At 64.1% G+C, this 21,631-nt stretch carries 22 protein-coding genes; 10 read left to right on the forward strand and 12 right to left on the reverse strand.

The features are described 5' to 3' along the window. Positions 1-51: 51 nt before the first annotated feature. The 4 genes from AC2FNA_RS12515 (at position 52) to AC2FNA_RS12530 (ending at position 3,599) form a co-directional block, all read left to right on the forward strand. Positions 52-717 carry a COG3904 family protein gene (locus AC2FNA_RS12515; protein WP_496826978.1) on the forward strand — a complete coding sequence of 222 codons (666 nt, stop codon included), beginning with the start codon at positions 52-54 and terminating at the stop codon, positions 715-717. A gap of 60 nt (positions 718-777) precedes the next feature. Continuing rightward, positions 778-1,491, forward strand: a complete 714-nt coding sequence (trmB, locus tag AC2FNA_RS12520; RefSeq protein ID WP_496826980.1) for a tRNA (guanine(46)-N(7))-methyltransferase TrmB — start codon at positions 778-780, stop codon at positions 1,489-1,491. A 147-nt stretch (positions 1,492-1,638) separates the two neighbouring features. Further along, complete coding sequence (aroA, locus tag AC2FNA_RS12525; RefSeq protein WP_496826982.1) at positions 1,639-2,985, forward strand: 3-phosphoshikimate 1-carboxyvinyltransferase; 1,347 nt, start codon at positions 1,639-1,641, stop codon at positions 2,983-2,985. Next, a complete protein-coding gene (locus tag AC2FNA_RS12530) occupies positions 2,982-3,599 on the forward strand; it encodes a (d)CMP kinase (RefSeq protein ID WP_496826984.1) in 618 nt (205 codons plus the stop codon). Before aroA ends, AC2FNA_RS12530 begins: the two co-directional genes overlap by 4 nt. 51 nt (positions 3,600-3,650) lie before the next feature. Here AC2FNA_RS12530 and AC2FNA_RS12535 read toward each other — a convergent pair whose 3' ends face one another. The 11 genes from AC2FNA_RS12535 to hpaE form a co-directional block, all read right to left on the reverse strand. Next, on the reverse strand, positions 3,651-4,130 hold the full coding sequence (locus AC2FNA_RS12535; protein WP_496826986.1) for a YHS domain-containing (seleno)protein: 480 nt from the start codon (positions 4,128-4,130) through the stop codon (positions 3,651-3,653). A gap of 151 nt (positions 4,131-4,281) precedes the next feature. Beyond that, positions 4,282-5,340 (reverse strand): DUF819 family protein, encoded by a 1,059-nt coding sequence (locus AC2FNA_RS12540; protein WP_496826988.1) that lies wholly within the window; start codon positions 5,338-5,340, stop codon positions 4,282-4,284. Positions 5,341-5,436: 96 nt separating this feature from the next. Further along, positions 5,437-6,609 carry a DSD1 family PLP-dependent enzyme gene (locus AC2FNA_RS12545; protein WP_496826990.1) on the reverse strand — a complete coding sequence of 391 codons (1,173 nt, stop codon included), beginning with the start codon at positions 6,607-6,609 and terminating at the stop codon, positions 5,437-5,439. Next, a complete protein-coding gene (locus tag AC2FNA_RS12550) occupies positions 6,602-8,035 on the reverse strand; it encodes a D-arabinono-1,4-lactone oxidase (protein WP_496826992.1) in 1,434 nt (477 codons plus the stop codon). Before AC2FNA_RS12550 ends, AC2FNA_RS12545 begins: the two co-directional genes overlap by 8 nt. Further along, on the reverse strand, positions 8,032-8,409 hold the full coding sequence (locus tag AC2FNA_RS12555; RefSeq protein ID WP_496826994.1) for a c-type cytochrome: 378 nt from the start codon (positions 8,407-8,409) through the stop codon (positions 8,032-8,034). The genes AC2FNA_RS12550 and AC2FNA_RS12555 overlap by 4 nt, the downstream gene beginning before the upstream one ends. Then, positions 8,409-9,065: a TetR/AcrR family transcriptional regulator gene (locus tag AC2FNA_RS12560; protein ID WP_496826996.1), complete on the reverse strand. Its 657-nt coding sequence runs from the start codon at positions 9,063-9,065 to the stop codon at positions 8,409-8,411. The genes AC2FNA_RS12555 and AC2FNA_RS12560 overlap by 1 nt, the downstream gene beginning before the upstream one ends. An 87-nt stretch (positions 9,066-9,152) precedes the next feature. Beyond that, positions 9,153-9,953: a 2-oxo-hept-4-ene-1,7-dioate hydratase gene (gene hpaH, locus AC2FNA_RS12565; protein ID WP_496826998.1), complete on the reverse strand. Its 801-nt coding sequence runs from the start codon at positions 9,951-9,953 to the stop codon at positions 9,153-9,155. Further along, the gene (locus AC2FNA_RS12570) at positions 9,950-10,801 is read right to left on the reverse strand and encodes a fumarylacetoacetate hydrolase family protein (RefSeq protein ID WP_496827000.1); all 852 of its coding nucleotides are present in this window, start codon (positions 10,799-10,801) and stop codon (positions 9,950-9,952) included. Before AC2FNA_RS12570 ends, hpaH begins: the two co-directional genes overlap by 4 nt. A 34-nt stretch (positions 10,802-10,835) precedes the next feature. Continuing rightward, positions 10,836-11,657, reverse strand: coding sequence for a GNAT family protein (locus AC2FNA_RS12575; RefSeq protein ID WP_496827002.1), 822 nt, complete (start codon positions 11,655-11,657; stop codon positions 10,836-10,838). 70 nt (positions 11,658-11,727) lie between these two features. After that, positions 11,728-12,579: a 3,4-dihydroxyphenylacetate 2,3-dioxygenase gene (gene hpaD, locus AC2FNA_RS12580; RefSeq protein ID WP_496827003.1), complete on the reverse strand. Its 852-nt coding sequence runs from the start codon at positions 12,577-12,579 to the stop codon at positions 11,728-11,730. A gap of 46 nt (positions 12,580-12,625) precedes the next feature. Next, positions 12,626-14,134, reverse strand: coding sequence for a 5-carboxymethyl-2-hydroxymuconate semialdehyde dehydrogenase (hpaE, locus tag AC2FNA_RS12585; RefSeq protein ID WP_496827005.1), 1,509 nt, complete (start codon positions 14,132-14,134; stop codon positions 12,626-12,628). Positions 14,135-14,506: 372 nt separating this feature from the next. Between hpaE and AC2FNA_RS12590 the strand changes: the two genes are divergently transcribed. The 6 genes from AC2FNA_RS12590 to nqrF are packed head-to-tail and all read left to right on the forward strand — an operon-like array spanning position 14,507 to position 20,353. Further along, a complete protein-coding gene (locus tag AC2FNA_RS12590; protein ID WP_496827007.1) occupies positions 14,507-15,850 on the forward strand; it encodes a Na(+)-translocating NADH-quinone reductase subunit A in 1,344 nt (447 codons plus the stop codon). A 4-nt stretch (positions 15,851-15,854) separates the two neighbouring features. After that, complete coding sequence (locus tag AC2FNA_RS12595) at positions 15,855-17,063, forward strand: NADH:ubiquinone reductase (Na(+)-transporting) subunit B (protein ID WP_496827009.1); 1,209 nt, start codon at positions 15,855-15,857, stop codon at positions 17,061-17,063. Further along, positions 17,056-17,859: a Na(+)-translocating NADH-quinone reductase subunit C gene (locus tag AC2FNA_RS12600; protein WP_496827011.1), complete on the forward strand. Its 804-nt coding sequence runs from the start codon at positions 17,056-17,058 to the stop codon at positions 17,857-17,859. Before AC2FNA_RS12595 ends, AC2FNA_RS12600 begins: the two co-directional genes overlap by 8 nt. After that, positions 17,859-18,512 carry an NADH:ubiquinone reductase (Na(+)-transporting) subunit D gene (locus AC2FNA_RS12605; RefSeq protein WP_496827013.1) on the forward strand — a complete coding sequence of 218 codons (654 nt, stop codon included), beginning with the start codon at positions 17,859-17,861 and terminating at the stop codon, positions 18,510-18,512. The genes AC2FNA_RS12600 and AC2FNA_RS12605 overlap by 1 nt, the downstream gene beginning before the upstream one ends. Continuing rightward, positions 18,512-19,120, forward strand: coding sequence for an NADH:ubiquinone reductase (Na(+)-transporting) subunit E (gene nqrE, locus AC2FNA_RS12610; RefSeq protein ID WP_011241816.1), 609 nt, complete (start codon positions 18,512-18,514; stop codon positions 19,118-19,120). The genes AC2FNA_RS12605 and nqrE overlap by 1 nt, the downstream gene beginning before the upstream one ends. 12 nt (positions 19,121-19,132) lie before the next feature. Continuing rightward, positions 19,133-20,353, forward strand: coding sequence for an NADH:ubiquinone reductase (Na(+)-transporting) subunit F (gene nqrF, locus AC2FNA_RS12615; protein ID WP_496827015.1), 1,221 nt, complete (start codon positions 19,133-19,135; stop codon positions 20,351-20,353). A gap of 234 nt (positions 20,354-20,587) precedes the next feature. Here the strand turns inward: nqrF and arsB are convergent, their stop codons facing one another. Then, on the reverse strand, positions 20,588-21,595 hold the full coding sequence (arsB, locus tag AC2FNA_RS12620) for an ACR3 family arsenite efflux transporter (RefSeq protein ID WP_496827017.1): 1,008 nt from the start codon (positions 21,593-21,595) through the stop codon (positions 20,588-20,590). Between the last annotated feature and the right edge of the window lie 36 nt (positions 21,596-21,631).

The raw sequence follows: 21,631 nt of genomic DNA on the forward strand, positions 1-21,631 counted from the left end.
CCCGCGCGGCGCGGTTTTTCACCCTTGCGGAAACCATGAAGGAGACCCCGCATGCGCCAATTTGCAAGGCTTTCGCTTGTCGCGGGGCTGACACTCGGCTGGGTGATTGCGGTGGGTGCAGAAGCGGACGACCCTGTGTTCCGCGTCGCGGGCGATACGCTGATCTATGACACCACGCAGGAGCACGAAGCGGGCGGTTCGACCGATATCGAGGTGGCCCATATCGAACGGCTGCTGGCGCTGCTGCGGCAGAACCCCGAGATCCGGGTGCTGGACCTCAACAGCACCGGAGGAAGCCTCTATGCCGGGCGCGAGATGGCACGGATCGTGCTGGATTTCGACCTCGATACCCTGGTTTCGGGCGAATGTTTCAGCTCTTGCGTGCGTATCTTTCTGGCCGGTGCCGGGCGGCGGATGCTGCTGGGCGCCAAGATCGGCTTTCATCAGACCACCTGGTCACCCCGTTCGGTCGAGGAGTATTACACCGCAAATCGCGAGGCCGATGGCTGGGAGACTCCGTTCGATTTCGTCTCGTGGGTCTATGAGGATACCCAGAGCGAGGTGCATGACGATCTGGTCTATATGATCGACCGGGGTGTGGATGCGGGGTTTGCGGTGCGTACCAAGGGCGTGCGCGCGGATGACAGCTGGTACCCCTCGCGGCTGGAACTGACCCGCGCCGGGGTGCTGCGTGAACGCGCCCGCGCCGCCGAATGAGGCACCGGGCCGAGCGGCAGACCCTTGCACCGGGCGCGCGGGCGCAGTAACCCCGCGGCCATGAGCAAGACGACACCCGACCGCCCGCGCCGCAACTTCTATGGTCGCATCAAGGGCAAGACCCTGAAACCGAACCAGCGGACCTATCTGGACGAGGACCTGACGCCCCTGTCGCCGGGCCCGGTAAACTGGCAGGACAATCCCGCGCGCAGGCCGCTGGATCTGGACGCGCTGTTCGGCGGGCGCGAGACCTGGCTGGAGATCGGGTTTGGCGGCGGCGAGCACCTGGTGCACCAGGCGGCTTCGAATCCCGGCATCGGCATCATCGGCGCCGAACCCTATATCAACGGGGTGGCGATGCTGTTGGGCAAGATCCGGGCGGCGGGGGCCGACAATGTGCGGGTGCATCCGGGTGATGTGCGCGACCTGTTCGACGTGCTGCCGGCTCAGAGCATCGCGCGCGCTTTCCTGCTCTATCCCGATCCCTGGCCCAAGAAACGGCACCACCGGCGCCGGTTCGTGACCCCCGAACATCTGGAGCCGCTGGCGCGCGTGCTGAAACCGGGTGCCATCTTTCGCGTGGCCACCGACATCCCCGACTATGTCCGCCAGACGCTGGAAGAAGTGCCGCGCGCTGGTTTCGAATGGCTGGCCGAGGCACCCGCCGACTGGCGCCAGCCCTGGGGTGACTGGATCTCGACTCGGTATGAGCAGAAGGCGCTGCGAGAGGGCCGGGTGCCGCATTACCTGACCTTTCGTCGGCTGGACGGGTAAGGCAAGGGGGCGCTGCCCCCCGCGCCTGCGGCGCTCCCCCCGGAGTATTTCGAACCAGAAAGAAGCGGATGGTCTGCGTGCCTGTTCCCGCTGGACCCTGACGGGGCAATTGGGTAATCGCAGGAGGAGTTTTCCAAAGGAGCGCGCATGTCCGGACACGGCACCCCCATCCCGATGACCTCGCATCCCTGTGGCCCGCTGAGCGGCGTGGCCGAGGTGCCGGGCGACAAGTCGATCTCGCACCGGGCCCTGATCCTGGGCGCGATGGCGGTGGGCGAGACGCGCATCAGCGGCCTCTTGGAGGGCGAGGATGTGCTGGACACCGCCAAAGCGATGCGTGCCTTTGGCGCCGAGGTGACGCGGCACGCGGACGGATCGTGGTCGGTGCATGGGGTTGGCGTGGGCGGTTTTGCCGAGCCGGACCAGGTGATCGATTGCGGCAATTCCGGCACCGGCGTGCGGCTGATCATGGGGGCGATGGCAACCTCACCCATCACCGCGACCTTTACCGGTGACGCCAGCCTGAACAAGCGCCCGATGGCGCGGGTCACCGATCCGCTGGCGCTGTTTGGCGCGCAGGCGGTGGGCCGCAAGGGTGGCCGGCTGCCGATGACCATCGTGGGCGCCGCTGATCCAGTACCGGTGCGTTACGAGGTGCCGGTGCCGTCGGCCCAGGTGAAATCGGCGGTACTGCTGGCCGGGCTCAACGCACCGGGTCAGACCGTGGTGATCGAGAAGGAGGCCACCCGCGACCATTCCGAGCGGATGCTGGCGGGTTTTGGCGCCGTGGTCACCGTTGAAGATACCGAAGAGGGACGGGTCATCACCCTGACCGGGCGGCCCGAGCTGCAACCGCAGGTGATCGCGGTGCCGCGCGACCCGTCGAGCGCGGCATTCCCGGTCTGCGCTGCGCTGATTACCCCCGGTTCAGACGTGCTGGTGCCCGGCATCGGGCTGAACCCGACGCGTGCCGGGCTGTTCACCACGCTGCGCGAGATGGGCGCTGACCTGACCTATGAGAACGAGCGTACCGAGGGGGGCGAGCCGGTGGCCGACCTGCGCGCGCGCTATTCCCCCGACATGAAGGGCATTACCGTGCCGCCCGCGCGCGCGGCGAGTATGATCGACGAATACCCGGTGCTGTCGGTGGTGGCCGCCAACGCGCAAGGCGTGACCATGATGGGTGACGTCAAGGAGCTGCGTGTCAAGGAAAGCGACCGGATCGACGCGATGGCGCGCGGGCTGCGTGCCAATGGCGTGACAGTAGAAGAGGGCGCCGACTGGTGGGCGGTGCATGGCCTTGGTATCGGTAAGGTGCCGGGCGGTGGCACTTGCGAGAGCTTCCTGGATCACCGCATCGCCATGTCCTTCATGGTGATGGGCATGGGGGCCGAGGCGCCGGTTTCGGTCGACGACGGTAGCCCGATCGCCACCTCCTTCCCGATCTTTGAGCCGCTGATGGGCGGTCTGGGCGCAAAGCTGGAGCGGACATGACATTTACGGTTGCAATCGACGGACCCGCGGCAGCGGGCAAGGGTACGATTTCCAAAGCTGTTGCGGCGCATTTCGGGTTCGCCCATCTGGATACCGGGCTGCTTTATCGCGCGGTTGGGCGCCGCACGCTGGGGGGCGAGGCGGCTGAAACCGCCGCGTGTGCCTTGCGGCCCGAGGATCTGGAGCGTGACGACCTGCGCACCGCCGAGGTGGCTCAGGCCGCAAGCAAGGTGGCGGTGATCCCCGAGGTGCGCGCGGCGCTGGTCGATTTCCAGCGCGCCTTTGCCCGCCGGGCTGGGGGTGCTGTGCTGGACGGGCGCGATATCGGCACAGTGATCTGCCCCGAGGCCGAGGTGAAACTGTTCGTCACCGCAAGCGCCGAGGTGCGCGCCGAACGCCGTTACCTGGAATTGACCGGCAAGGGCCAGGAGACCACGCGCGAGGCGGTTCTGGCCGATGTGCGCGAACGGGACGCCCGCGATGCAGACCGAGCCACCGCGCCGATGAAACCGGCCGAGGATGCGGTGCTGCTGGATACCAGCACGATGGACATTCCCACTGCGCTGTCCGCCGCAATTGCCGAGATCGAACGGAAGATGCCCGCGAAGGGCTAATTCCTTCGCGGGCGGGTCGGGGCGCCGGGAAGCGCGCCCCTGAGGCCGGGATCAGAGGTCGCCCACCGCGACATGCTTGATCTTGGCCCAGTTGCCATCGGCGGTGGCGGTGGTGCCGGCCACGTCCTCAAGGAACTTGTCGCGGGTGGCGGCGTTCAGGAAAAGGAACAGTTTGCCATCCGCCAGGACGTATTTGTCCGGGTCGCCGTCGAACTTCTTGCCCACGGCCACGCCGTAAGAGCAGAAACCGCCGTGCTGGGGCAGGTAGCGGGCCGGTTCCGATTGGAATTCCTTGAGGTTCTCTTCGGAGGTGAAATAGTAGGACGCCCCGTCGATGGTTGCCGAGTAGTTGGCAAAGCCCTCGACCGGGTTGCCGTCGCGCACCAGGGTCACCAGGTCGACGCCATGCACGGCCAGCGGCGCGCCGCCGGCCGAGATGCCGTTCGAGACGTTGACTTCGTCCGCGGCAAAGGCGGGGGCGGCCAGCATCGGCAGCGCAGCAATCAGGGCAGTGAGTGCGAAAGTCTTCATGTTGAGATCCTTCCAGTGTGGTTTCAACCGGGCGGATCGGCCCGGTGACCAACAGATAGAGGCCGCAACGTGAACCTGTTATGGCAGATGGTCCCGAAAGATTTGCAGATCGTACAGAGATTAGAATGATCGGTATGATGCGAGGGTAGGTTTACATAGCCGCCGCCAGGCCTGCCACGGCAACGCCCAGATAGTTGCCCACTGCATAGCCCAGGATCGCAATGGCGATGCCAGGCACAAGCAGAGCCCGGTTGCGCAGGGCTCCGCAGATCACCGGGATGAAGGGCACCGACATGATCGCGGCGCCCGAGGCCACCAGATAGGTATCGCGGTCGATCCCGAACAGGCGGCAGAGCAGCGCGTGCAGCGCCATGGCCCCCAGCAGGATAAAGGCGAAATAGCCGCCAAGCGCCCGGTTCATCCCGGTCAGCACCGACAGATCCAGCAGGGTGGCCGAGCTGAGGCAGAAAATCAGGATCAGGTACATGCCTAGGTGAAAGCTGGTCGGGCTGGCATGCAGCCGGGGCACGAAGGCACCCAGCAGGCCGAATGTGGTGATCAACAGGATGGTCGCTGTGCCCGACCACGTCTCGGGCAGCAGACCGGCCAGCGCCACCGCCACACCGACACACAGCCCTGCCGCGCCAAAGGCAAGCGCAGACCCCGCCAGCCCGGAACGCTGGATCAGGCGCGCATATCCGCGTGCGCTGTCATCGGCGATATGGGCGGCGGTTGCCGCATGATCGGCCTCCGTGTGGGGCTGAAAGGGTGGCAGGATCAACCCGGCCAGCCGCTGGCCCACCAGCACGATGATCAGCATGTAGCCGATGGAAAACACGATGTCATAGGTGACCATGGTCAGGAACAGCCCATCGCTGGCGCCAGTGGCGCTCTTGATTGCGCCCATGTTGACGCCGCTGCCGGTATAAGCCCCCACCGCCATGCCCGCGACCTGTGGCAGGTCAGCGACCCGGCTTTGGAACAGCAGCACGCCCAGCAGGCTGGCCACACAGACCGATACCAGCGACAGCGCCATGGCCAACCCGGCGCCGCGCGCCTCGGTCAGGGCGCGGCGCAGGTTGGCGGCAAACAGGATCAGGGGCAGGGCCAGCGCCACGCTCACCTCTTGCAGTGTGGTCTGCATATCGGCAAAGGCGCTCAGGTCGAGGCTCAGCGCCAGGGTAAATCCGGTGGCAAAGGTCAGCGGCACAACGCCGATCCGGTCCAGCGCGGGGATTCGCGCCGCCAGCCAGATGACCAGCGCGGGCAGGGTCAGCAGGATCAGGGCAAACAGTATCGCGGCCTCCTAATGTGTTTCGTGCCAGACCGGCCACCACTCGGTGATCGCGGTGCCGTCGAACAGGGCGATATCGCCGAATTGCAGGAACAGCGCCTCGCTCTGACGTGGCCGGAAGAACAGGAAATCACCGGGTTTCAGGGCGCTGTCCGCAGGCAGGTCATACATTTCCTGATTGCTGGAATGCCCGAACAAGGCCGAGCGCCGCGCGTCCGCCGGGTGGCAGGGATCGGCCAGCCAGTTGCCGCCATAGATGAAACAGGCGCGCTCAGGCGAGCGGCCCAGCAGGCGCAAAACCCGGCTCAAGCCCGACGCCATCGGGATCTCGGGCCGTTCCACGGTTTTCAGAACCGGCGCCGCGATAAACGCCGCCGGTTGCAGCGCCTTCAGCGCGGGCAGGTCGAAATCGGTCGGTTTGACCAGGGCCGAGGCCAGCGCCACCTCGGTTTCCGGTCCGGTCCGGTCATAGAGCATGAAGGTCGTGCTGCCACCGGTGTTAAAGATCAGCTTGGCGGTGGCCTCCGCCCCCAGCACTTCGACCGTCAGCGCATGAAACCGGGCATAGGCCGCCCGCGCCGCATCCAACGCGCGCGCCGGGCTGGCGATCAGGCGGGGCAGGCGGGCGATATGCGGCTCGTACCCCATCAGCCCGGTCAGGTGCAGGTTCGGATCGTCGCGCAGGCGGTTCAGGGCGGCGGTGAACTCGCCGGCACGGTCCAGCGAGAATCCGCCCCGATGCAACCCGATATCGACCTCCAAACAGATGCGCAGGCGGCGGCCCGACTGTGCCGAAAGCGCGGCATATTCCGCCAGCCGGTCGGGGCTGTCGATCAGCCAGTGCACTTGGGCGTCCAATGTGGGCGATACGCCCGCCACCGCACCCACCGGCATCGGCTTGCCCAGCAGGATATCGGCCTCGGGGAACGCCGCCGCCGTCTGTTGGACAAAGGGCAGGTGAAAGCTCATCAGCCTGTTGGTCTCCAGCCTCGCCATCACCAGCCGCAACAGGTCCGGCGAGGGCAGCGATTTCTCGACCACGCGCAGCGCAAGGCCCGGCGCAACCATGCGGCGCACCGCCGCCATATTGGCCGCCAGCCGCTCGGCATCAACCACCAGCGTCGGTAGATGCCGCCCCGCCGCGATCAGCGCCGCCTGCAACTTTTGAAAATAGGCCTCAGACATCCCCGGCCCCAAACAGCGCGGCGGTGTGGGGATTGAGGAACTTGCCCGCCGGATCAAGCTGCGCCCGCAACGCGGCGAACCGGTCGAAATCGGGATAGAGCGCGGCCAGATCAGGGGCTGTCCGCGCATGCAGCTTGCCCCAATGCGGACGCCCGCCATAGGCGCGCAGGATCGGCTCGACCTTGTCAAACAGCATGTCCAGCGGCTCCGAGGCCAGCTTGTGCACCGCGACCGACACCCGCGTGCCGTCGTTGAAGGGCGACAGCCATGCGTCGTCCTGTCCGGTGAACCGCACCTCCATCGGGAAAAAGCTCTCCTTGCGCGTCTCCAGCGCCGCCACCACCGCGCGCACCGCCTCTTGTGCGCGGTCCTCGGGCAGGTGGTATTCCATCTCGTTCATCCGGGTGGCGCGGGCGGTCGAGAGGAGTTTCCAGTATTGGTCGGTCGTATCCTCCAGCACCCCGTCGGCGGGGACCTCCAGCGCCACATAGGCGCCGAACGCGCGCCGCCGCAGCCAGGGCCACCAGCCCAGGATATCGCGCAGATCCTTGAGCGTGGCGATCCAGTCCTCGTCCTCGCTGGGCACCCGTCCGGCAATCTCTCCCTGATACAGGTCATGGGTGATCACCGCCGCATAGCCCAGATTGGGCAGCACGTAGAATTCGAAATTGCGATGCGCGGCGGCCAGATCGTGCATGCGCGCGGTCACCTCATTGGTGGGCAGGATGAACAACCGGCGGTTCAGCGCATAATCCGGCACCAGTTTCAGCGTATAGCGGGTGATCACCCCCAGCATACCGAGCGACACCCGGCCCGCATCGAACAGATCGGGATCGCTGTCGCGGGTCACGTCGCGGGCGGTGCCATCGGCGGTGATCAGACGGAACCCTGTGATACAGCCATGCATGGCCTGCAAGCCGCGCCCGGTGCCATGGGTGGCGGTGCTGAATGACCCGGCCAGGGTCTGCACGTCGATATCGGGCAGGTTGGCAAAGCCCAGACCATGCTCGGCGGCCAGCATCGCTGCCTGCCGCAGCCGGGTCCCGGCCCCGAATGTCGCCATCCCTGCTGCCGCATCGACCGAGATCAACCCCGACAGGCGCCCGGTATCGAGGATCATATCCTCGCTGGGAACCAGAGCGGAAAAGGAATGCCCCGATCCCACCGGGCGAATCCGCCCCGGCCAATCGGCGACACGGGCGGCCAGTTCCTCCTCCGAGGTGGCCGCGTAGATCTGCTGCGGCGTGGCCACCTGATATCCCGACCAGTTGCGCCAGATCTGGCGGCCCGGCGGGGCAGGGGGGATGTCGGGGCCGTAACCGGGCCGGGTGAAATCGCGGCTCAGCCAATGGGCCTGCATTGCCGCTGGCACCGCCAGCCCGGCCAGCGCGCCATAGCCCAGCAGTTTGCGCCGTGTCAGTGTCATTGCTGCTCCTCTGCGGACATGAAGGCGATCAGCGCCGCCAGTTGCTCGTTCGAACAATCGAGGCAGAGGCCCATCGCGGGCATGTTCCCGAACCCGTTGCGCGCCGATAACAACAGGCCATGGCTCCCGCGCTCCTTTTCCCGCGCCGCCCAGGCAGGGGCATAGCCGGTCAAAGGCGCCTGCGCCTCGACCAATGAATGACAGGCCATGCAAGAGCGTTCATAGATCGCTGCCAGTTCCGGGTCGGTCGGGCGCAGGGTCTCGGCCCGGGCTATGTCGCCCGCCTCCGGTTCCGGAGGTGCCCCGTCACCGGAGAGCCACCACCAGAGCGCCGCCAAAATCAGCGTCGAGACCCACAGGATCAGGGCGCGCATCAGGTCTCCTCCGCAGGAGAGCGCCGCAGGTAGAGCGACAGATAGGCATCCAGCGCGCGCACCATCTCTTCGTGATATTGCGTCTCCAGCGCGGGCGTGGCCTGCCGCGCCATCCGGTCCTCCAGTGTCAGGGCGATCTGCACGGCGGTGGTCGCCACCACCTGTGGGTCGCCGCCGGTAAACCCGTCCAGCCCCCGCGCCCAGCGGTCGGCCAGAAAGCCCACCAGTTCCGCATTGTCGTCATCCTCAACGCTTTGGACTCCGCGCAGCGAGGCCAGCAGCAACAGGAGGCCCCGGTAATAGGGATGTTCGGCCATGAACACGCGGATACCCTCCAGCGTGCGGCGGATGCGCATCACCAGATCCGGCTCACCTTCGGTCGCGGCGATCGTCTCCATGAAATGTTGGCGCAGGTCGCCCGCGGCGCGGGCCGACAGCTCGTCCAGCAGATCGCGCAGGGTGGGAAAGTAGCGATAGATCGAGCTGACGGGCACGCCCGCCCGCTCGGCAATCAGCGAGGTGTTCAGATCGCCCGGCGGCCGCTCGGCCAACAGTGCGGCGGCGGCGTCCAGGATATCGACAACTCTCTGGCGCGCGCGCGCCTGTTTCGGCGTCGCGCGGGTATGCATCGGGGTGTCGGTCTCAGTTGGACCCATGGCTCCGCTCTCCTCTCTCCAGAAAGCGGAAACTTTTTCCGAAAAATTTTCAACTTCTTTCGCGCCTGACGTTGTGGCAGTCGCGCGTCAGTCGAAATAGACCGAGACTGCGCCAAAGGGGCCGAAATCTGCCTCGATCCGGGTGCCGGGCGGGCATTCGACCGGGCGGATGAAACTGCCCGACAGCACGATATGCCCCGGTTCGATGCTTTGCCCGTATTGCGCCATGCGACGGGCCAGCCAGACCACGCTTTCAACCGGGTCGTTCAGCACACCGGCGCCCAGCCCGGTTTCCTCGATCTCACCATTGCGAAAGGTCAGCGCCCCGACCCAGCGCAGATCGAACGCGTCGGGCGCATGGCGCTGCTTGCCCAACACCACACCCGCATTGGCGGCATTGTCGCTGATCGTGTCACAGACATTGCGCGCCCGCCCTGTTTCGGGATCGACCCGCAGGATGCGGGTGTCAAGGATTTCGAGCGACGGGGCGACATAGTCGGTGGCCGCCAGCACATCGTCGCGCGTCACATCTGCCCCGCCCAGCGGCGCCTTCATCACAAAGGCGATCTCGGCCTCGACGCGGGGCTGGATGAACCGCCCCTTGGGCACCGTGGCGCCATCGTCAAAGACCATGTCGTCGAACAGGATACCGCTGTCGGGAATGTCGATGTTCAGCGCATATTGCATCGCCTTCGAGGTCAGCCCGATCTTCCACCCGATCACCCGCCGCCCGGCGGCTTGCTTATGCGCGGCCAGCGCCTGCTGGATGGCATAGGCATCGTCCATGTCCATGCCCGGATAGGCCAGCGACAGCAGGCCGATCTGGCGGCCGGTTTCCTCGGCCTCGATCAACCGCGCGGCGGCATCGGCGTGCTGTTCGGGTGTCATGCCTCGTCCTCCACCCCGTTGACCAGCGTGCCGACGCCCGTCACCTCGACCTCGACCACGTCGCCGGGTTTCAGGTAACGCGGCGGATCGAACCGCGCGCCCGCGCCGGTGGGGGTGCCGGTGATAATGATGTCACCGGGGTTCAACGTGGTGAAGGTCGAGATATAGGCGATTTCCTCGCGCACGGAGAAGATCATGTTGGCCAGCGCATCGTCCTGCCGCAGCTCGCCATTGACCCGGGTGGTAATCCGCGCCGCGTCGATCTGGGCGGGATGGGTGAAGGGCACCATCCAGGGCCCGATCGCGCCTGAGCGGTCCCAGTTCTTTCCTTGTGTCACGTTGAACTTGGCGTGCCGCACCCAGTCGCGAATAGTGCCCTCGTTGCAGACGCTCAGCCCCGCGATATGGTCATAGGCATCCTCGGCCCGGATGCGCCGGCCCCCCTTGCCGATCACCACCGCCATTTCACCCTCGTAATCCAGGGTGTGGTTCTCGGGCGGGCGGATCAGGGGCTGGCCATGGCCGACAAAGCTGGACGCAAAGCGGGGAAACAGCGACATGTATTTCGGCGCTGCGCTGCCATCCTTGTATTCCGCGTTGCGGTCGGGAAAGTTGACACCGACGCAGATGATCTTGCCCGGGTTGGGAACCGGCGGCAGATAGGTGAAATCGCTATGCGTCACCGCCCGACCCATCGCCGCCTTGGCAAGGTCACGCAGACCGCCCGCCGCGATCACCGCGCGCAGGTCGGGCCAGTGCGGGAAATCGGGCGACAGCGCCACGAACCCCTCGTCGCGGATGATGCCGTAAAGCTCCTGCTCCTCGGCGGCAATGGTGGCGAACTTCATGCTGTTCCTCGCAATTGGTTTCTGTGTGAGATGGTCACCGGGTGACCGAACCGCTGCCCATCAGGTCAGGATCGCTGGCACCGGCATAGACCCGATTGGAGCGGACCACACCCAGCCTTGAACACATGGCCTGAGACGACGGGTTGTCAGCCTTGACACCACTGGAAAAGCCGCGTGCCCCGAACCGGTCGGCCAGCGCAAGGATTGCCGCCGCGCCGACCCAGCAGGCCAGCCGCTTGCCGCGCCAATCCTGCGCCGTCGCCAGCATGCCCCAAAAGGCTTCGTTGGGCCATGCGCTGTCCGGGTGATAGGCCATGAAACCACCCCCAACCGAGGCGATGTCTCCAGCCTCTGTTTCTGCATAGAGGATGATGCCGCGCGGGCCATATCCCCGCAGGGCAGAGCCAGGTGCGGGCAAGACACCTGCCGCCTGCGACATGCGACAGATCGCGTGAATGCGGTCGTCCGGCGTGTCTGGTGTAACCTCGCGCAGGGTCAAGCCCCTGGGAATCTGGAACTCCTTCATGAACGCGGCACTTGCCGTCAGGGCCGTGTCATGTCCCCAGTACTGTTCCCATTCGACCGGTGACAGGCCCGCCCGCTTGTAGGCTTCCAGAAAGAAACCTGCCTGATCGCGTGGCACGAATTGCGCGCTGGAATAGCCCTGCAACCGGCACAGGTCGATCACCAGGTCCGCCGCATCGAGGCTGTCTCCCAAGCACGAGACCGTCCGCCCCTGAAAGGTAAAGCGCGGGTCATGCCCGACCAGACGATAAAGCGCGTTCGCCCGGCGCACGACCGCGACCTGCTGCGGGCTGCCATAGATGATGTCGTCAGTTCCTGGACGTACTGCCATGTTCTGTGCTCCGGTTACGGGTTCATCCCCAGTTCTCTTTGAGGATGCCCGTCCTGGCAACTCCGTTTGATCAAACCGGGAAAATCACGTTGGTCTGACCGGTGCCCGAGGATGGAAAATACTCGGTCACCACCTCACACGGCTTGTCATAACTGTCCCAGCCAAGCGCACCGTAGAGCATCGCGGTATCGTGCATCGACCCCTCGCCGCAGCAAAAGCGGGCATAATCGCCCAGCATCTTCAGAAACGTCGCATGATCGCCGCGCTTCCACATCTCCAGCACATGCAGGTCCATCTGCCGGTTGAACTCGGAGCTGATGGTGAAGGTGCCGTTGTTGGCGGCATAGTCCTTGTTGGGCCAGATCTTGTGCGACAAGGAGCCCGAGGCGACCAGCAACACCTTGCTGTCGCTGGCCTCGACTGCGGCGCGGATCGCCTCGCCCACGATGCGGCTTTCGTCATGGTCATGCACGGTACACCAGGCCGCGACCGAGACCACCTTCATCCGGTGTTCCCGGCTCATGAACCGCATCGGCACCAGCGTGCCGTATTCCAGTTCCAGACTGTCCAGATGGTGCGCCAGCGTATAGGCGCCGCGCGCGCTGGCCTCCTTGGCGATGGCATCGCCCAGCCCCGGATTGCCCTCGTAGTCATAGGGCATGTTCTGGATGAACTGCGGAAACTCGTTCGAGGTGAACAGCCCCTGAAACCGGTTGTTCGCGTTGATGTGGAACCCAGCATTGATCACCCAATGGGTGTCGCAGATCACCACGGTATCGGCGCCAAGCGCGCGGGCGCGGCGGGCGATCTCCAGATGCCCGTCGATGGCCGCCTGTCGCTTGCCTTTCACGGGCCCCTCCTGCTCCGACATCAGCATGGTCGGCACATGGGTGCATTTGGCGGCAAGGACGATCTCTCCCATTTCTCTCCTCCGTCACGGGATGGTCGCGCGTTTCCCGGTGAGTGGTTCAGGCGCCCAGGCGCTGGATCTTGTGCTGGCCGGTGGCAAAGCCGATGTGCTTCTGCTCCATGTAGAACTCGAACGACCAGTCGCCGCCGTCGCGGCCGGTACCGCTGGCCTTGACCCCGCCAAAGGGGGTGGGCAGATGGCGCACGTTTTCCGAATTCACCCAGATCATCCCGGCCTCGAGCTTGTCGGTAAAGCGCAGCGCGCGGGTCAGGTCGTTGGTCCAGAGATAGCCGGTCAGCCCATAGGGCGTGTCATTGGCGATTTGCAGCGCCTCTTCTTCCGTCGAGAACGGGATCGCGGTCAGCACCGGGCCGAAAATCTCTTCGCGCGCGATACGCATCTGGTTACTGGCGCCGGTGAACAGGGTGGGGCGCACAAAGTATCCCTGATCGCCCACCACCTCGCCGCCCGCCGCGACGGTGGCGCCGTCTTGGCGCGCGATGTCGAAATAGCTGGTGACCTTGGCAAAATGCTCTTCGCCGATCAACGGCCCGATCTCGGTCGCCGGATCCAGCGGGTGGCCTACCTTGATGTTGTTCACTCGTTCGACCAACCGCGCCTCGAACTCTTCGCGGATCGTGTCCTGCACGAGTAAGCGCGAGGAGGACGTGCAGCGTTCGCCGTTGATCGAGTAGATCATGAAGATCACCGCATCCAGCGCCCGCTCGATATCGGCATCGTCGAACACGATCACCGGGTTCTTGCCGCCCAGTTCCAGATGCACACGCTTCAGCGTATCGGCCCCCTGTTTCACGATCATGCTGCCGGTGCGGCTTTCGCCGACAAAGGCCACGGCCTTGATCAACGGATGTTCGGTCAGCGCCTTGCCCGCATCCTCGCCAAACCCGTTGACCAGGTTCAGTACCCCGGGGGGCAGGCCCGCCTCTTCGGCGATCTCGATCAACAGCCGCGCGCTCAGCGGGCTGAGCTCGGCCGGTTTGTGCACCACCGTGCAGCCCGCTGCCAGAGCCGGCGCAATCTTCCACGTGGACAGCATGAACGGCGTGTTCCACGGCGTGATCACCCCCACCGGCCCGATTGGCACGCGGGTGGTGATATTCATCAAAGTGGGCGATTTCAGGTGTTGACCATCGCGCGCCTGCACCACCTGATCGGCGAAGTAGCGGAAATTTTCGGCCCCGCGCAGCGCCGCCTTGGACATGAAGCGCCAGGCCTGCCCGGTGTCCCAGCATTCACACAGCGCAATCTCCTCGGCCCGCGCCTCGATCCCTTCGGCGATGCGGATCAGGATCGCGCGCCGCTCGGTCGCGGGCATGTCGCGCCAGGCGGGAAAGGCCGCATGCGCGGCCCGTGCTGCCGTATCCACATCGGCGGCATCGGCCCGCGCCACCGAACAGATCACCGACTTGTCGACCGGAGACGTGCTGTCGAACCGGCCCGCGCCGCCGGGCATGTCCTGACCGCCGATCCGGTTCATCACCCCGTCGCGGCGGAATCGCTCCAGATGTCGGTCAAGGTCGGCCAGCCGTGTGGTCAGGTCGGGCATCGGGGGTGTCTCCTGCGGTAGTTTATTATTCACATGTTAATGAAAATAGTAGCGCGAGTCAACCGGGCGGCAGGCGTGATACTGCTGCGCTGCGGCATTTCCGCCCGGCCTGTTTCGGCAAATCTGCAAACTTGGATTGGAAAAACGCCTGTTAGCGACCAAACAACCGGGAAAATCCGACACAAATCTGCCAAGTGTGTTTGATTTCGCCGCCCCCCTCCCGTAAAGCTGCGCGCCAAGCGGGACATTATGCACATCAGATGCCTCGGCATCATGCGAAGCTCTCAGGGTTTCCGGGTATTTGCCCGGGCCGTCCCATGAAATAGGTAGGGCCCGCGACGGGATTCGGACACGAGAAGACGTAGCGATCATATGCAGAATTTCAGATTGAAAAAGGGATTGAACCTGCCGGTGAAAGGCGCACCGGTTCAGACCATTCATCCCGGCCCGGCGATCGGCTCGGTGGCCGTTCTGGGCGCCGATTATCTGGGGCTGAAACCCCGTATGCTGGTGCAGGAAGGCGACGAGGTCCGTCGCGGCACGCCGCTCCTTTGTCACAAGGACGCGCCCGAGGCGATGATGGTCGCGCCGGTGACGGGCCGCGTCGCCGCGATCAATCGCGGCGCGCGTCGGGTGTTGCAAAGCGTGGTGATCGAGGTCAGCGATGCCGCCGATCCCGGCCTCGATTTCGCCACCACCGGCAATGGCAAGACGCGTGAGGGCTTGACCGAGAAACTCTGTGCCGCAGGTCTGTGGACCGCGTTCCGTACCCGGCCCTATTCCAAGATGCCGGTGCCGGGCGACACGCCCGACGCGATCTTTGTCACCGCGATGGACAGTGAACCGCTGGCCGCAGATGCCGCCACCATCGTCGCCGACGCGGGCAGCGCCTTTGCCAGCGGTCTGGCGGCGGTCGCGCTGCTGACCGACGGGCCGACCTGGCTGTGTCACAAGCCCGGCGATGCGATCCCCGGCAGCGATGTGGCGGGCGTATCAGTGGCCACCTTCGACGGGCCCCACCCGGCGGGGCTGGCGGGCACCCATATCCATTTCCTGGCACCGCTGTCATCGGAAAAATCGGTCTGGACCATCGGGTATCAGGACGTGATCGCGATCGGGCGGCTGCTGGAAACCGGCCATCTCGACCCGTCGATGGTGATTGCCCTTTCAGGGCCCGCCGCGCGCGAGCCGCGCCTGATCCGCACCATCATGGGCGCTTCGACCGGCGATCTGGCCACCGCCGAGATCAGTGTCGACGCACCGGTGCGGGTGATCTCGGGCTCGATCCTGAGCGGACGGCAGGCCGAGGGGCCGTTTGGCTATCTGGGTCGGTTCGCCCGGCAGGTGACCCTGATCGAGGAAGACCGCAAACAGCACACGATGGGATGGATCCTGCCGATGCCGTCGAAATTCGCGGTGCAGCCGGTGCTGGGCTCGGCGTTCTCGCGCAAGCTTTTTGCTCTGACCTCGAACCTGAACGGGGGCCGCCGCGCCATGGTGCCGACCGGCACGTTCGAAGAGCTGATGCCGCAGGATTACCTGCCCACTCAACTGCTACGCGCGCTTCTGGTGATGGACACCGACACCGCGCAGGCACTGGGCGCGCTGGAGCTGGACGAAGAGGATCTGGGCCTTGTCGGCTTTGCCTGTCCGGCGAAATACGAATACGGGCTGGCGCTGCGCGACAGCCTCTCCAAGATCGAAAAGGAGGGCTGAGCCCATGGGGTTGCGCAACTTCTTTGACCGGATCGAGCCGAATTTCACCAAGGGCGGCAAGTATGAAAAGCTGTTCCCCATCTACGAGATGGTCGAAAGCTTCATCTACACGCCCAAGACGGTGACGACTGCGGCACCGCATGCCCGGTCTTATGTCGATATGAAGCGGATCATGACCTATGTCGTGATCGCCACCATCCCCTGCATCCTGTGGGGCATGTGGAACACCGGCTATCAGGCCAACTCGGCCATCGCTATGCTGGGCACCGATGCGGCGACCGGCTGGCGGATTGCGATCCTTCAGGCGCTTGGCATTTCGCTGGATGCGGCCAATCCGCTGGCGAATGTGGCGCATGGGTTCCTGTATTTCCTGCCGATCTACCTGACCACGCTGATCGTCGGCGGCATCTGGGAGGTGGTCTTTGCCACCGTGCGCGGCCATGAGGTGAACGAGGGCTTTCTGGTCACCTCGATGCTATACACCCTGATCATGCCGGCCAGCGCGCCGCTGTGGCAGGTGGCGCTTGGCATCTCGTTCGGGGTAGTGATCGGCAAGGAAGTGTTTGGCGGCACCGGCAAGAACTTTCTCAACCCCGCGCTGGTCGGGCGTGCGTTCCTATATTTCGCCTATCCCGCCAACATGTCGGGCGACAGCGTCTGGACCCCGGTCGACGGGTTTTCCGGCGCCACGGCGCTGGCCGTGTCGGCGGCGGATGGCTATCAGCAGCTGGCGGCCAACGGCATCACCTGGATGGACGCGTTCTATGGCACCATTCAGGGCAGCTTTGGCGAAACTTCGACACTCGCCTGCCTGATCGGGCTTGCCTTCCTGCTGATGACGAAAATCGCCAACTGGCGCCTGATCGTGGGCTGCATGGCGGGCATGATCGGCTTTTCGCTGCTGCTCAATGTCATCGGGTCGGACAGCAACCCGATGTTCGCCATGCCCTGGTACTGGCACCTGGTGCTGGGCGGCTATGCCTTTGGCCTGGCCTTCATGGTGACCGAGCCTGTTTCGGCGAGCCACACCAATACCGGCCGCTACATCTATGGCGCGCTGATCGGGGTGATGGTGGTGCTGATCCGGGTGATCAACCCGGCCTTCCCCGAGGGGATGATGCTCGCCATCCTGTTCGGCAACGTGTTTGCGCCTCTGATCGACTATTTCGTCGTGCAGGCCAATATCAAACGGAGGGCGCGCCGCCATGTCTGAGACCGAGAGCAAGGGCGTGATCGCCCGTTTCCTCGCCGCGCCGCCGGATTCGGTGGGCAAGACCATCTTTGTCGCCGTGGCCGTCTGTCTGGTCGCCTCGATGATCGTGTCCTCGGCCGCCGTCGCCCTGCGCCCGGTGCAAGAGGTCAACAAGCTCAAGGACAAGCAGATGAACATTCTGCAGGTCGCTGGGCTGTTCGAACCGGGCCAGAACGTGGCCGAGGCCTTCACGGCGTTCGAACCGCAGGTGCTGGAACTTGCCACCGGCCAGTTTACCGACCAGTTCGACGCGGCCACATTCGATGACAAGGCCGCCGCCAACGACGCCGAGCTGAGCCGCGCGCTGGATGACGACCCCGCCGGGATCGGCCGCCAGGCGCTGTACCGCACCGTCTATCTGCTGCGGGACGAGGCCGGTGGCATCGACAAGGTGATCCTGCCGATCCACGGCTATGGCCTGTGGTCGACACTCTATGGCTTTATCGCGGTCGAAGAGAACGGCAACGACATCTTTGGCCTGCAATTCTATCAGCACGGCGAGACGCCGGGCCTGGGCGCCGAGGTGGACAACCCGCGCTGGAAGGCGATGTGGAATGGCAAGAAGCTGCGCGACGATGCGGGTGAATTGCAGATCACCGTTGCCAAGTCGCAGCCCGCCGCCGGTGCCGATTTCTATGTCGATGCGCTGGCCGGCGCCACGCTGACCTCGGTCGGGGTGGATAACCTGGTGCGGTTCTGGATGGGCGAGCAAGGCTATGCGCCCTTCCTCGAGGCCCTGAAAGCGGGAGAGATCTGATGTCCCAGACCAAGAAAGAACTCCTGGTCGATCCGCTGGTCGACAACAACCCGATCACGCTTCAGGTGCTGGGCATCTGCTCGGCGCTGGCGGTCACCTCGTCGCTGCAGGTTGCCTTTGTCATGGCGCTTGCGGTGACCTTCGTGACGGCGTTCTCGTCCTTCTTCATTTCGATCCTGCGCAACCAGATCCCCAGCTCGATCCGGATCATCGTGCAGATGGTGATCATCGCCAGCCTCGTGATCCTGGTCGACCAGATCCTCAAGGCCTATGCCTTTGAAATCTCGAAAACCCTGTCGGTCTTCGTCGGCCTGATCATCACCAACTGCATCGTGATGGGCCGGGCCGAGGCATTTGCGATGAAGAACCCGCCGGTTGCCTCGTTCATCGACGGTGTCGGCAATGGGCTGGGATATGGGCTGATCCTGTTGCTGGTGGGCGTGATCCGCGAACTGTTCGGATCGGGCAGCCTCTTTGGCGTCACCATCCTGCAAACGGTCAACAATGGCGGCTGGTATGTGCCCAACGGGCTGCTGCTGCTGCCGCCCTCGGCGTTCTTCGTGATCGGCCTGTTGATCTGGGCCTTCCGCACCTGGAAGCCCAAGCAGGTCGAGGAACGTGAATTCAAGATCCAGTCGGTGGAGGCACATTGATGGAAGGGCTGATTTCCCTAGCGGTCAAGGCCGTATTCGTCGAGAACCTGGCACTCAGCTTCTTTCTCGGCATGTGTACCTTTATCGCGGTGTCCAAGAAGATCTCGACCGCACTCGGCCTTGGTATCTCGGTGATGGTGGTGCAGGCGATCACCGTGCCGGCCAACAACCTTCTGCTGAATACGCTCTTGAAACCCGGCGCGCTGGCCTGGGCGGGCTTTCCGGATGTGGATCTGACCTTTCTCGGTCTGATCTCGTATATCGGGGTGATCGCGGCGATGGTGCAGATCCTCGAGATGATCCTCGATAAGTATTTCCCGCCGCTCTACAACGCGCTTGGCATCTTTCTGCCGCTGATCACGGTGAACTGCGCCATTCTGGGCGGTTCGCTGTTCATGGTGGAGCGTGATTACAACTTTGCCGAGGCGACGACCTATGGCCTGTCCTCGGGCTTTGGCTGGGCGCTGGCCATCACCGCCATGGCAGGGGTGCGGGAGAAGCTGAAATATTCCGACGTGCCTGACGGGCTTCAGGGTCTGGGCATCACCTTTATCACTGCGGGGCTGATGGCGATGGCCTTCATGTCCTTCTCGGGCGTCAAACTGTAAGGGGGCGGACAGATGGAAACCTTTTCGCTGGGCGTCGTCCTCTTTACCCTGATCGTGATTGCGCTGGTTGGCGTGATCCTGATGGCCCGCTCGCGGCTGGTCTCGACCGGCAATGTCAACATCACCATCAACGGGGAAAAGACCATCTCGGTGCCCGCCGGTGGCAAGCTGTTGCAGACGCTGGCGGCTGAAAAGCTGTTCGTGCCGTCGGCCTGCGGCGGCGGCGGCACCTGCGCGCAATGCCGGGTCAAGGTGCATTCGGGGGGCGGCTCGATCCTGCCTACCGAGGAAAGCCATATCACCAAGCGCGAGGCCGCCTGTGGTGACCGCCTGTCCTGTCAGGTCGCGGTCAAGCAGGACATGGATATCGAGGTGCCGGAAGAGGTGTTCGGCGTCAAGAAATGGCGTTGCAAGGTGCGCTCGAATGACAACGTCGCCACCTTTATCAAGGCGCTGGTGCTGGAACTGCCCGAGGGCGAGAACGTCAATTTCCGCGCCGGCGGCTATATCCAGATCGAGGCGCCCGCGCACCAGCTGTCCTATACCGATTTCGATGTTCAGGACGAGTATCGCGAAGACTGGGACCGTTTCAATCTGTGGCAGTACAAATCCGTCGTGGATGAGCCTGTCGAGCGCGCCTATTCGATGGCCAACTACCCCGAGGAGAAGGGCATCATCATGCTCAACGTCCGGGTGGCGTCGCCCCCGCCGGGCAGCAGCGACATTCCGGCGGGCAAAATGTCGTCCTACATCTTCAATCTCAAGCCGGGCGATGAGGTCACCATCTCGGGCCCCTTCGGCGAGTTCTTTGCCCGTGATACCGACAAGGAAATGGTGTTCATCGGCGGTGGCGCCGGCATGGCACCGATGCGCAGCCATATCTTCGATCAGCTCAAGCGGCTGAAGAGCAAGCGCAAGATCTCGTTCTGGTATGGCGCACGGTCCAAGAAAGAGATGTTCTTTGTCGAAGATTTCGACATGCTGGCCGCCGAGAACCCGAATTTCGAATGGCATGTGGCCCTGTCGGACGCGCAGCCCGAGGATGACTGGAAAGGCTATACCGGCTTCATCCACAACGTGCTGTTCGAAGAGTATCTCAAGAACCACCCCGCGCCCGAGGATTGCGAGTTCTACATGTGCGGTCCGCCGATCATGAACCAGTCGGTGATCAACATGCTGCTGGATCTGGGCGTGGATCGCGAAGACATCATGCTCGACGATTTCGGCGGATAAATTGGGAACCGGCGCAGCGATGCGCCGGTTTTTTCATGCCGGGGCTGCCCATGGTTCGTTCCGGGCACATCGCCTCGGGATCAGCTCTTTCGAAACAGCGGTTTTCCAGGCTCCGCCGGGCAAGAGCATCAGGCTCGGCACAACATGCTCATACGGCGGGGATGCGTCCGGCTCCGCGAACGGTTTCCAAAGATGGGGCACACCGCAACCGGGCTGACCCGGTTCAGGCCGATATCAGCTGAACGAGGTGCGTGTCCGGTTGGCAAAAGCCACCAGCGACAGCATTACCGGCACCTCAACCAGAACTCCGACCACCGTGGCCAGCGCGGCGCCGGAATTCAGGCCGAAAAGGCTGATCGCCACCGCGACCGCAAGCTCGAAGAAATTCGAGGTGCCGATCAATGCACAGGGGGCTGCGATCCGGTGCGGAACCCGCAGCGCCCAGGCCGATGCATATGCCAGCGCGAAAATACCATAGGACTGGATCAGGATCGGCACCGCGATCAGCGCGATAACCTGAGGCCGGTCAAGGATCACTTGCCCCTGAAGGCCGAACAGGATGACAACCGTCGCAATCAGGCCCAGGATCGACCATGGCTTGACCCTGTCTCGAAACCGGTCGATGCGCTCTGCACTGCCAAGCCGCCGCCGCGTCCAGATACCTGCCGCCAGCGGCAGCGCGACAAACAGCACGACCGAGAGAAACAGCGTCTCCCATGGCACGGCGATATCCGTGACGCCCAACAGAAAGGCGACGATGGGCGCAAAGGCGAAGACCATGACCACATCGTTTACCGAAACCTGCAACAGCGTATAGCTCTCGTCACCACGTGTAAGCTGGGACCAGACGAACACCATCGCTGTACAGGGCGCAGCCCCAAGCAGAATGAGCCCCGCAATGTATTGTTGTGCATCTTCGGGTGCGATGAGATCGGCAAAGACATAGTCAAAGAACACAACGCCAAGCGCGGCCATTGTAAACGGCTTGATCAGCCAATTCACCGCCAACGTGATTGCCAAACCCTTTGGCTGTTTCGCCGCGCCTTTGAGGCTGCCGGGATCGACCCCTACCATCATCGGGTAGACCATTGCCCAGATCAGAACCGCAACCACCAGGTTGACGTTGGCAATTTCGGCGGCGGTAACCGCCTCTACCAAACCGGGAACCGCGCTGCCCAGCAGGATTCCGGCGGCCATCGCCAGCGCGATCCAAAGAGAGAGATACCGCTCGAAGACACTCATCGGAGGTCAAATACCCTGCTGCGGGAACCAAATCGA

It is taken from the genome of Ruegeria sp. YKSD163 (genome assembly GCF_059612905.1).

What these genes read in the sequence shown, in the direction of transcription:
- AC2FNA_RS12515 (WP_496826978.1), top strand. Translation starts at nt 52, where the DNA reads ATGCGCCAATTTGCAAGGCTTTCGCTTGTCGCGGGGCTGACACTCGGC.
- trmB (WP_496826980.1), top strand. Translation starts at nt 778, where the DNA reads ATGAGCAAGACGACACCCGACCGCCCGCGCCGCAACTTCTATGGTCGC.
- aroA (WP_496826982.1), top strand. Translation starts at nt 1,639, where the DNA reads ATGTCCGGACACGGCACCCCCATCCCGATGACCTCGCATCCCTGTGGC.
- AC2FNA_RS12530 (WP_496826984.1), top strand. Translation starts at nt 2,982, where the DNA reads ATGACATTTACGGTTGCAATCGACGGACCCGCGGCAGCGGGCAAGGGT.
- AC2FNA_RS12535 (WP_496826986.1), bottom strand. Translation starts at nt 4,130, where the DNA reads ATGAAGACTTTCGCACTCACTGCCCTGATTGCTGCGCTGCCGATGCTG.
- AC2FNA_RS12545 (WP_496826990.1), bottom strand. Translation starts at nt 6,609, where the DNA reads ATGTCTGAGGCCTATTTTCAAAAGTTGCAGGCGGCGCTGATCGCGGCG.
- AC2FNA_RS12550 (WP_496826992.1), bottom strand. Translation starts at nt 8,035, where the DNA reads ATGACACTGACACGGCGCAAACTGCTGGGCTATGGCGCGCTGGCCGGG.
- AC2FNA_RS12555 (WP_496826994.1), bottom strand. Translation starts at nt 8,409, where the DNA reads ATGCGCGCCCTGATCCTGTGGGTCTCGACGCTGATTTTGGCGGCGCTC.
- AC2FNA_RS12560 (WP_496826996.1), bottom strand. Translation starts at nt 9,065, where the DNA reads ATGGGTCCAACTGAGACCGACACCCCGATGCATACCCGCGCGACGCCG.
- hpaH (WP_496826998.1), bottom strand. Translation starts at nt 9,953, where the DNA reads ATGACACCCGAACAGCACGCCGATGCCGCCGCGCGGTTGATCGAGGCC.
- AC2FNA_RS12570 (WP_496827000.1), bottom strand. Translation starts at nt 10,801, where the DNA reads ATGAAGTTCGCCACCATTGCCGCCGAGGAGCAGGAGCTTTACGGCATC.
- AC2FNA_RS12575 (WP_496827002.1), bottom strand. Translation starts at nt 11,657, where the DNA reads ATGGCAGTACGTCCAGGAACTGACGACATCATCTATGGCAGCCCGCAG.
- hpaD (WP_496827003.1), bottom strand. Translation starts at nt 12,579, where the DNA reads ATGGGAGAGATCGTCCTTGCCGCCAAATGCACCCATGTGCCGACCATG.
- hpaE (WP_496827005.1), bottom strand. Translation starts at nt 14,134, where the DNA reads ATGCCCGACCTGACCACACGGCTGGCCGACCTTGACCGACATCTGGAG.
- AC2FNA_RS12590 (WP_496827007.1), top strand. Translation starts at nt 14,507, where the DNA reads ATGCAGAATTTCAGATTGAAAAAGGGATTGAACCTGCCGGTGAAAGGC.
- AC2FNA_RS12595 (WP_496827009.1), top strand. Translation starts at nt 15,855, where the DNA reads ATGGGGTTGCGCAACTTCTTTGACCGGATCGAGCCGAATTTCACCAAG.
- AC2FNA_RS12600 (WP_496827011.1), top strand. Translation starts at nt 17,056, where the DNA reads ATGTCTGAGACCGAGAGCAAGGGCGTGATCGCCCGTTTCCTCGCCGCG.
- AC2FNA_RS12605 (WP_496827013.1), top strand. Translation starts at nt 17,859, where the DNA reads ATGTCCCAGACCAAGAAAGAACTCCTGGTCGATCCGCTGGTCGACAAC.
- nqrE (WP_011241816.1), top strand. Translation starts at nt 18,512, where the DNA reads ATGGAAGGGCTGATTTCCCTAGCGGTCAAGGCCGTATTCGTCGAGAAC.
- nqrF (WP_496827015.1), top strand. Translation starts at nt 19,133, where the DNA reads ATGGAAACCTTTTCGCTGGGCGTCGTCCTCTTTACCCTGATCGTGATT.
- arsB (WP_496827017.1), bottom strand. Translation starts at nt 21,595, where the DNA reads ATGAGTGTCTTCGAGCGGTATCTCTCTCTTTGGATCGCGCTGGCGATG.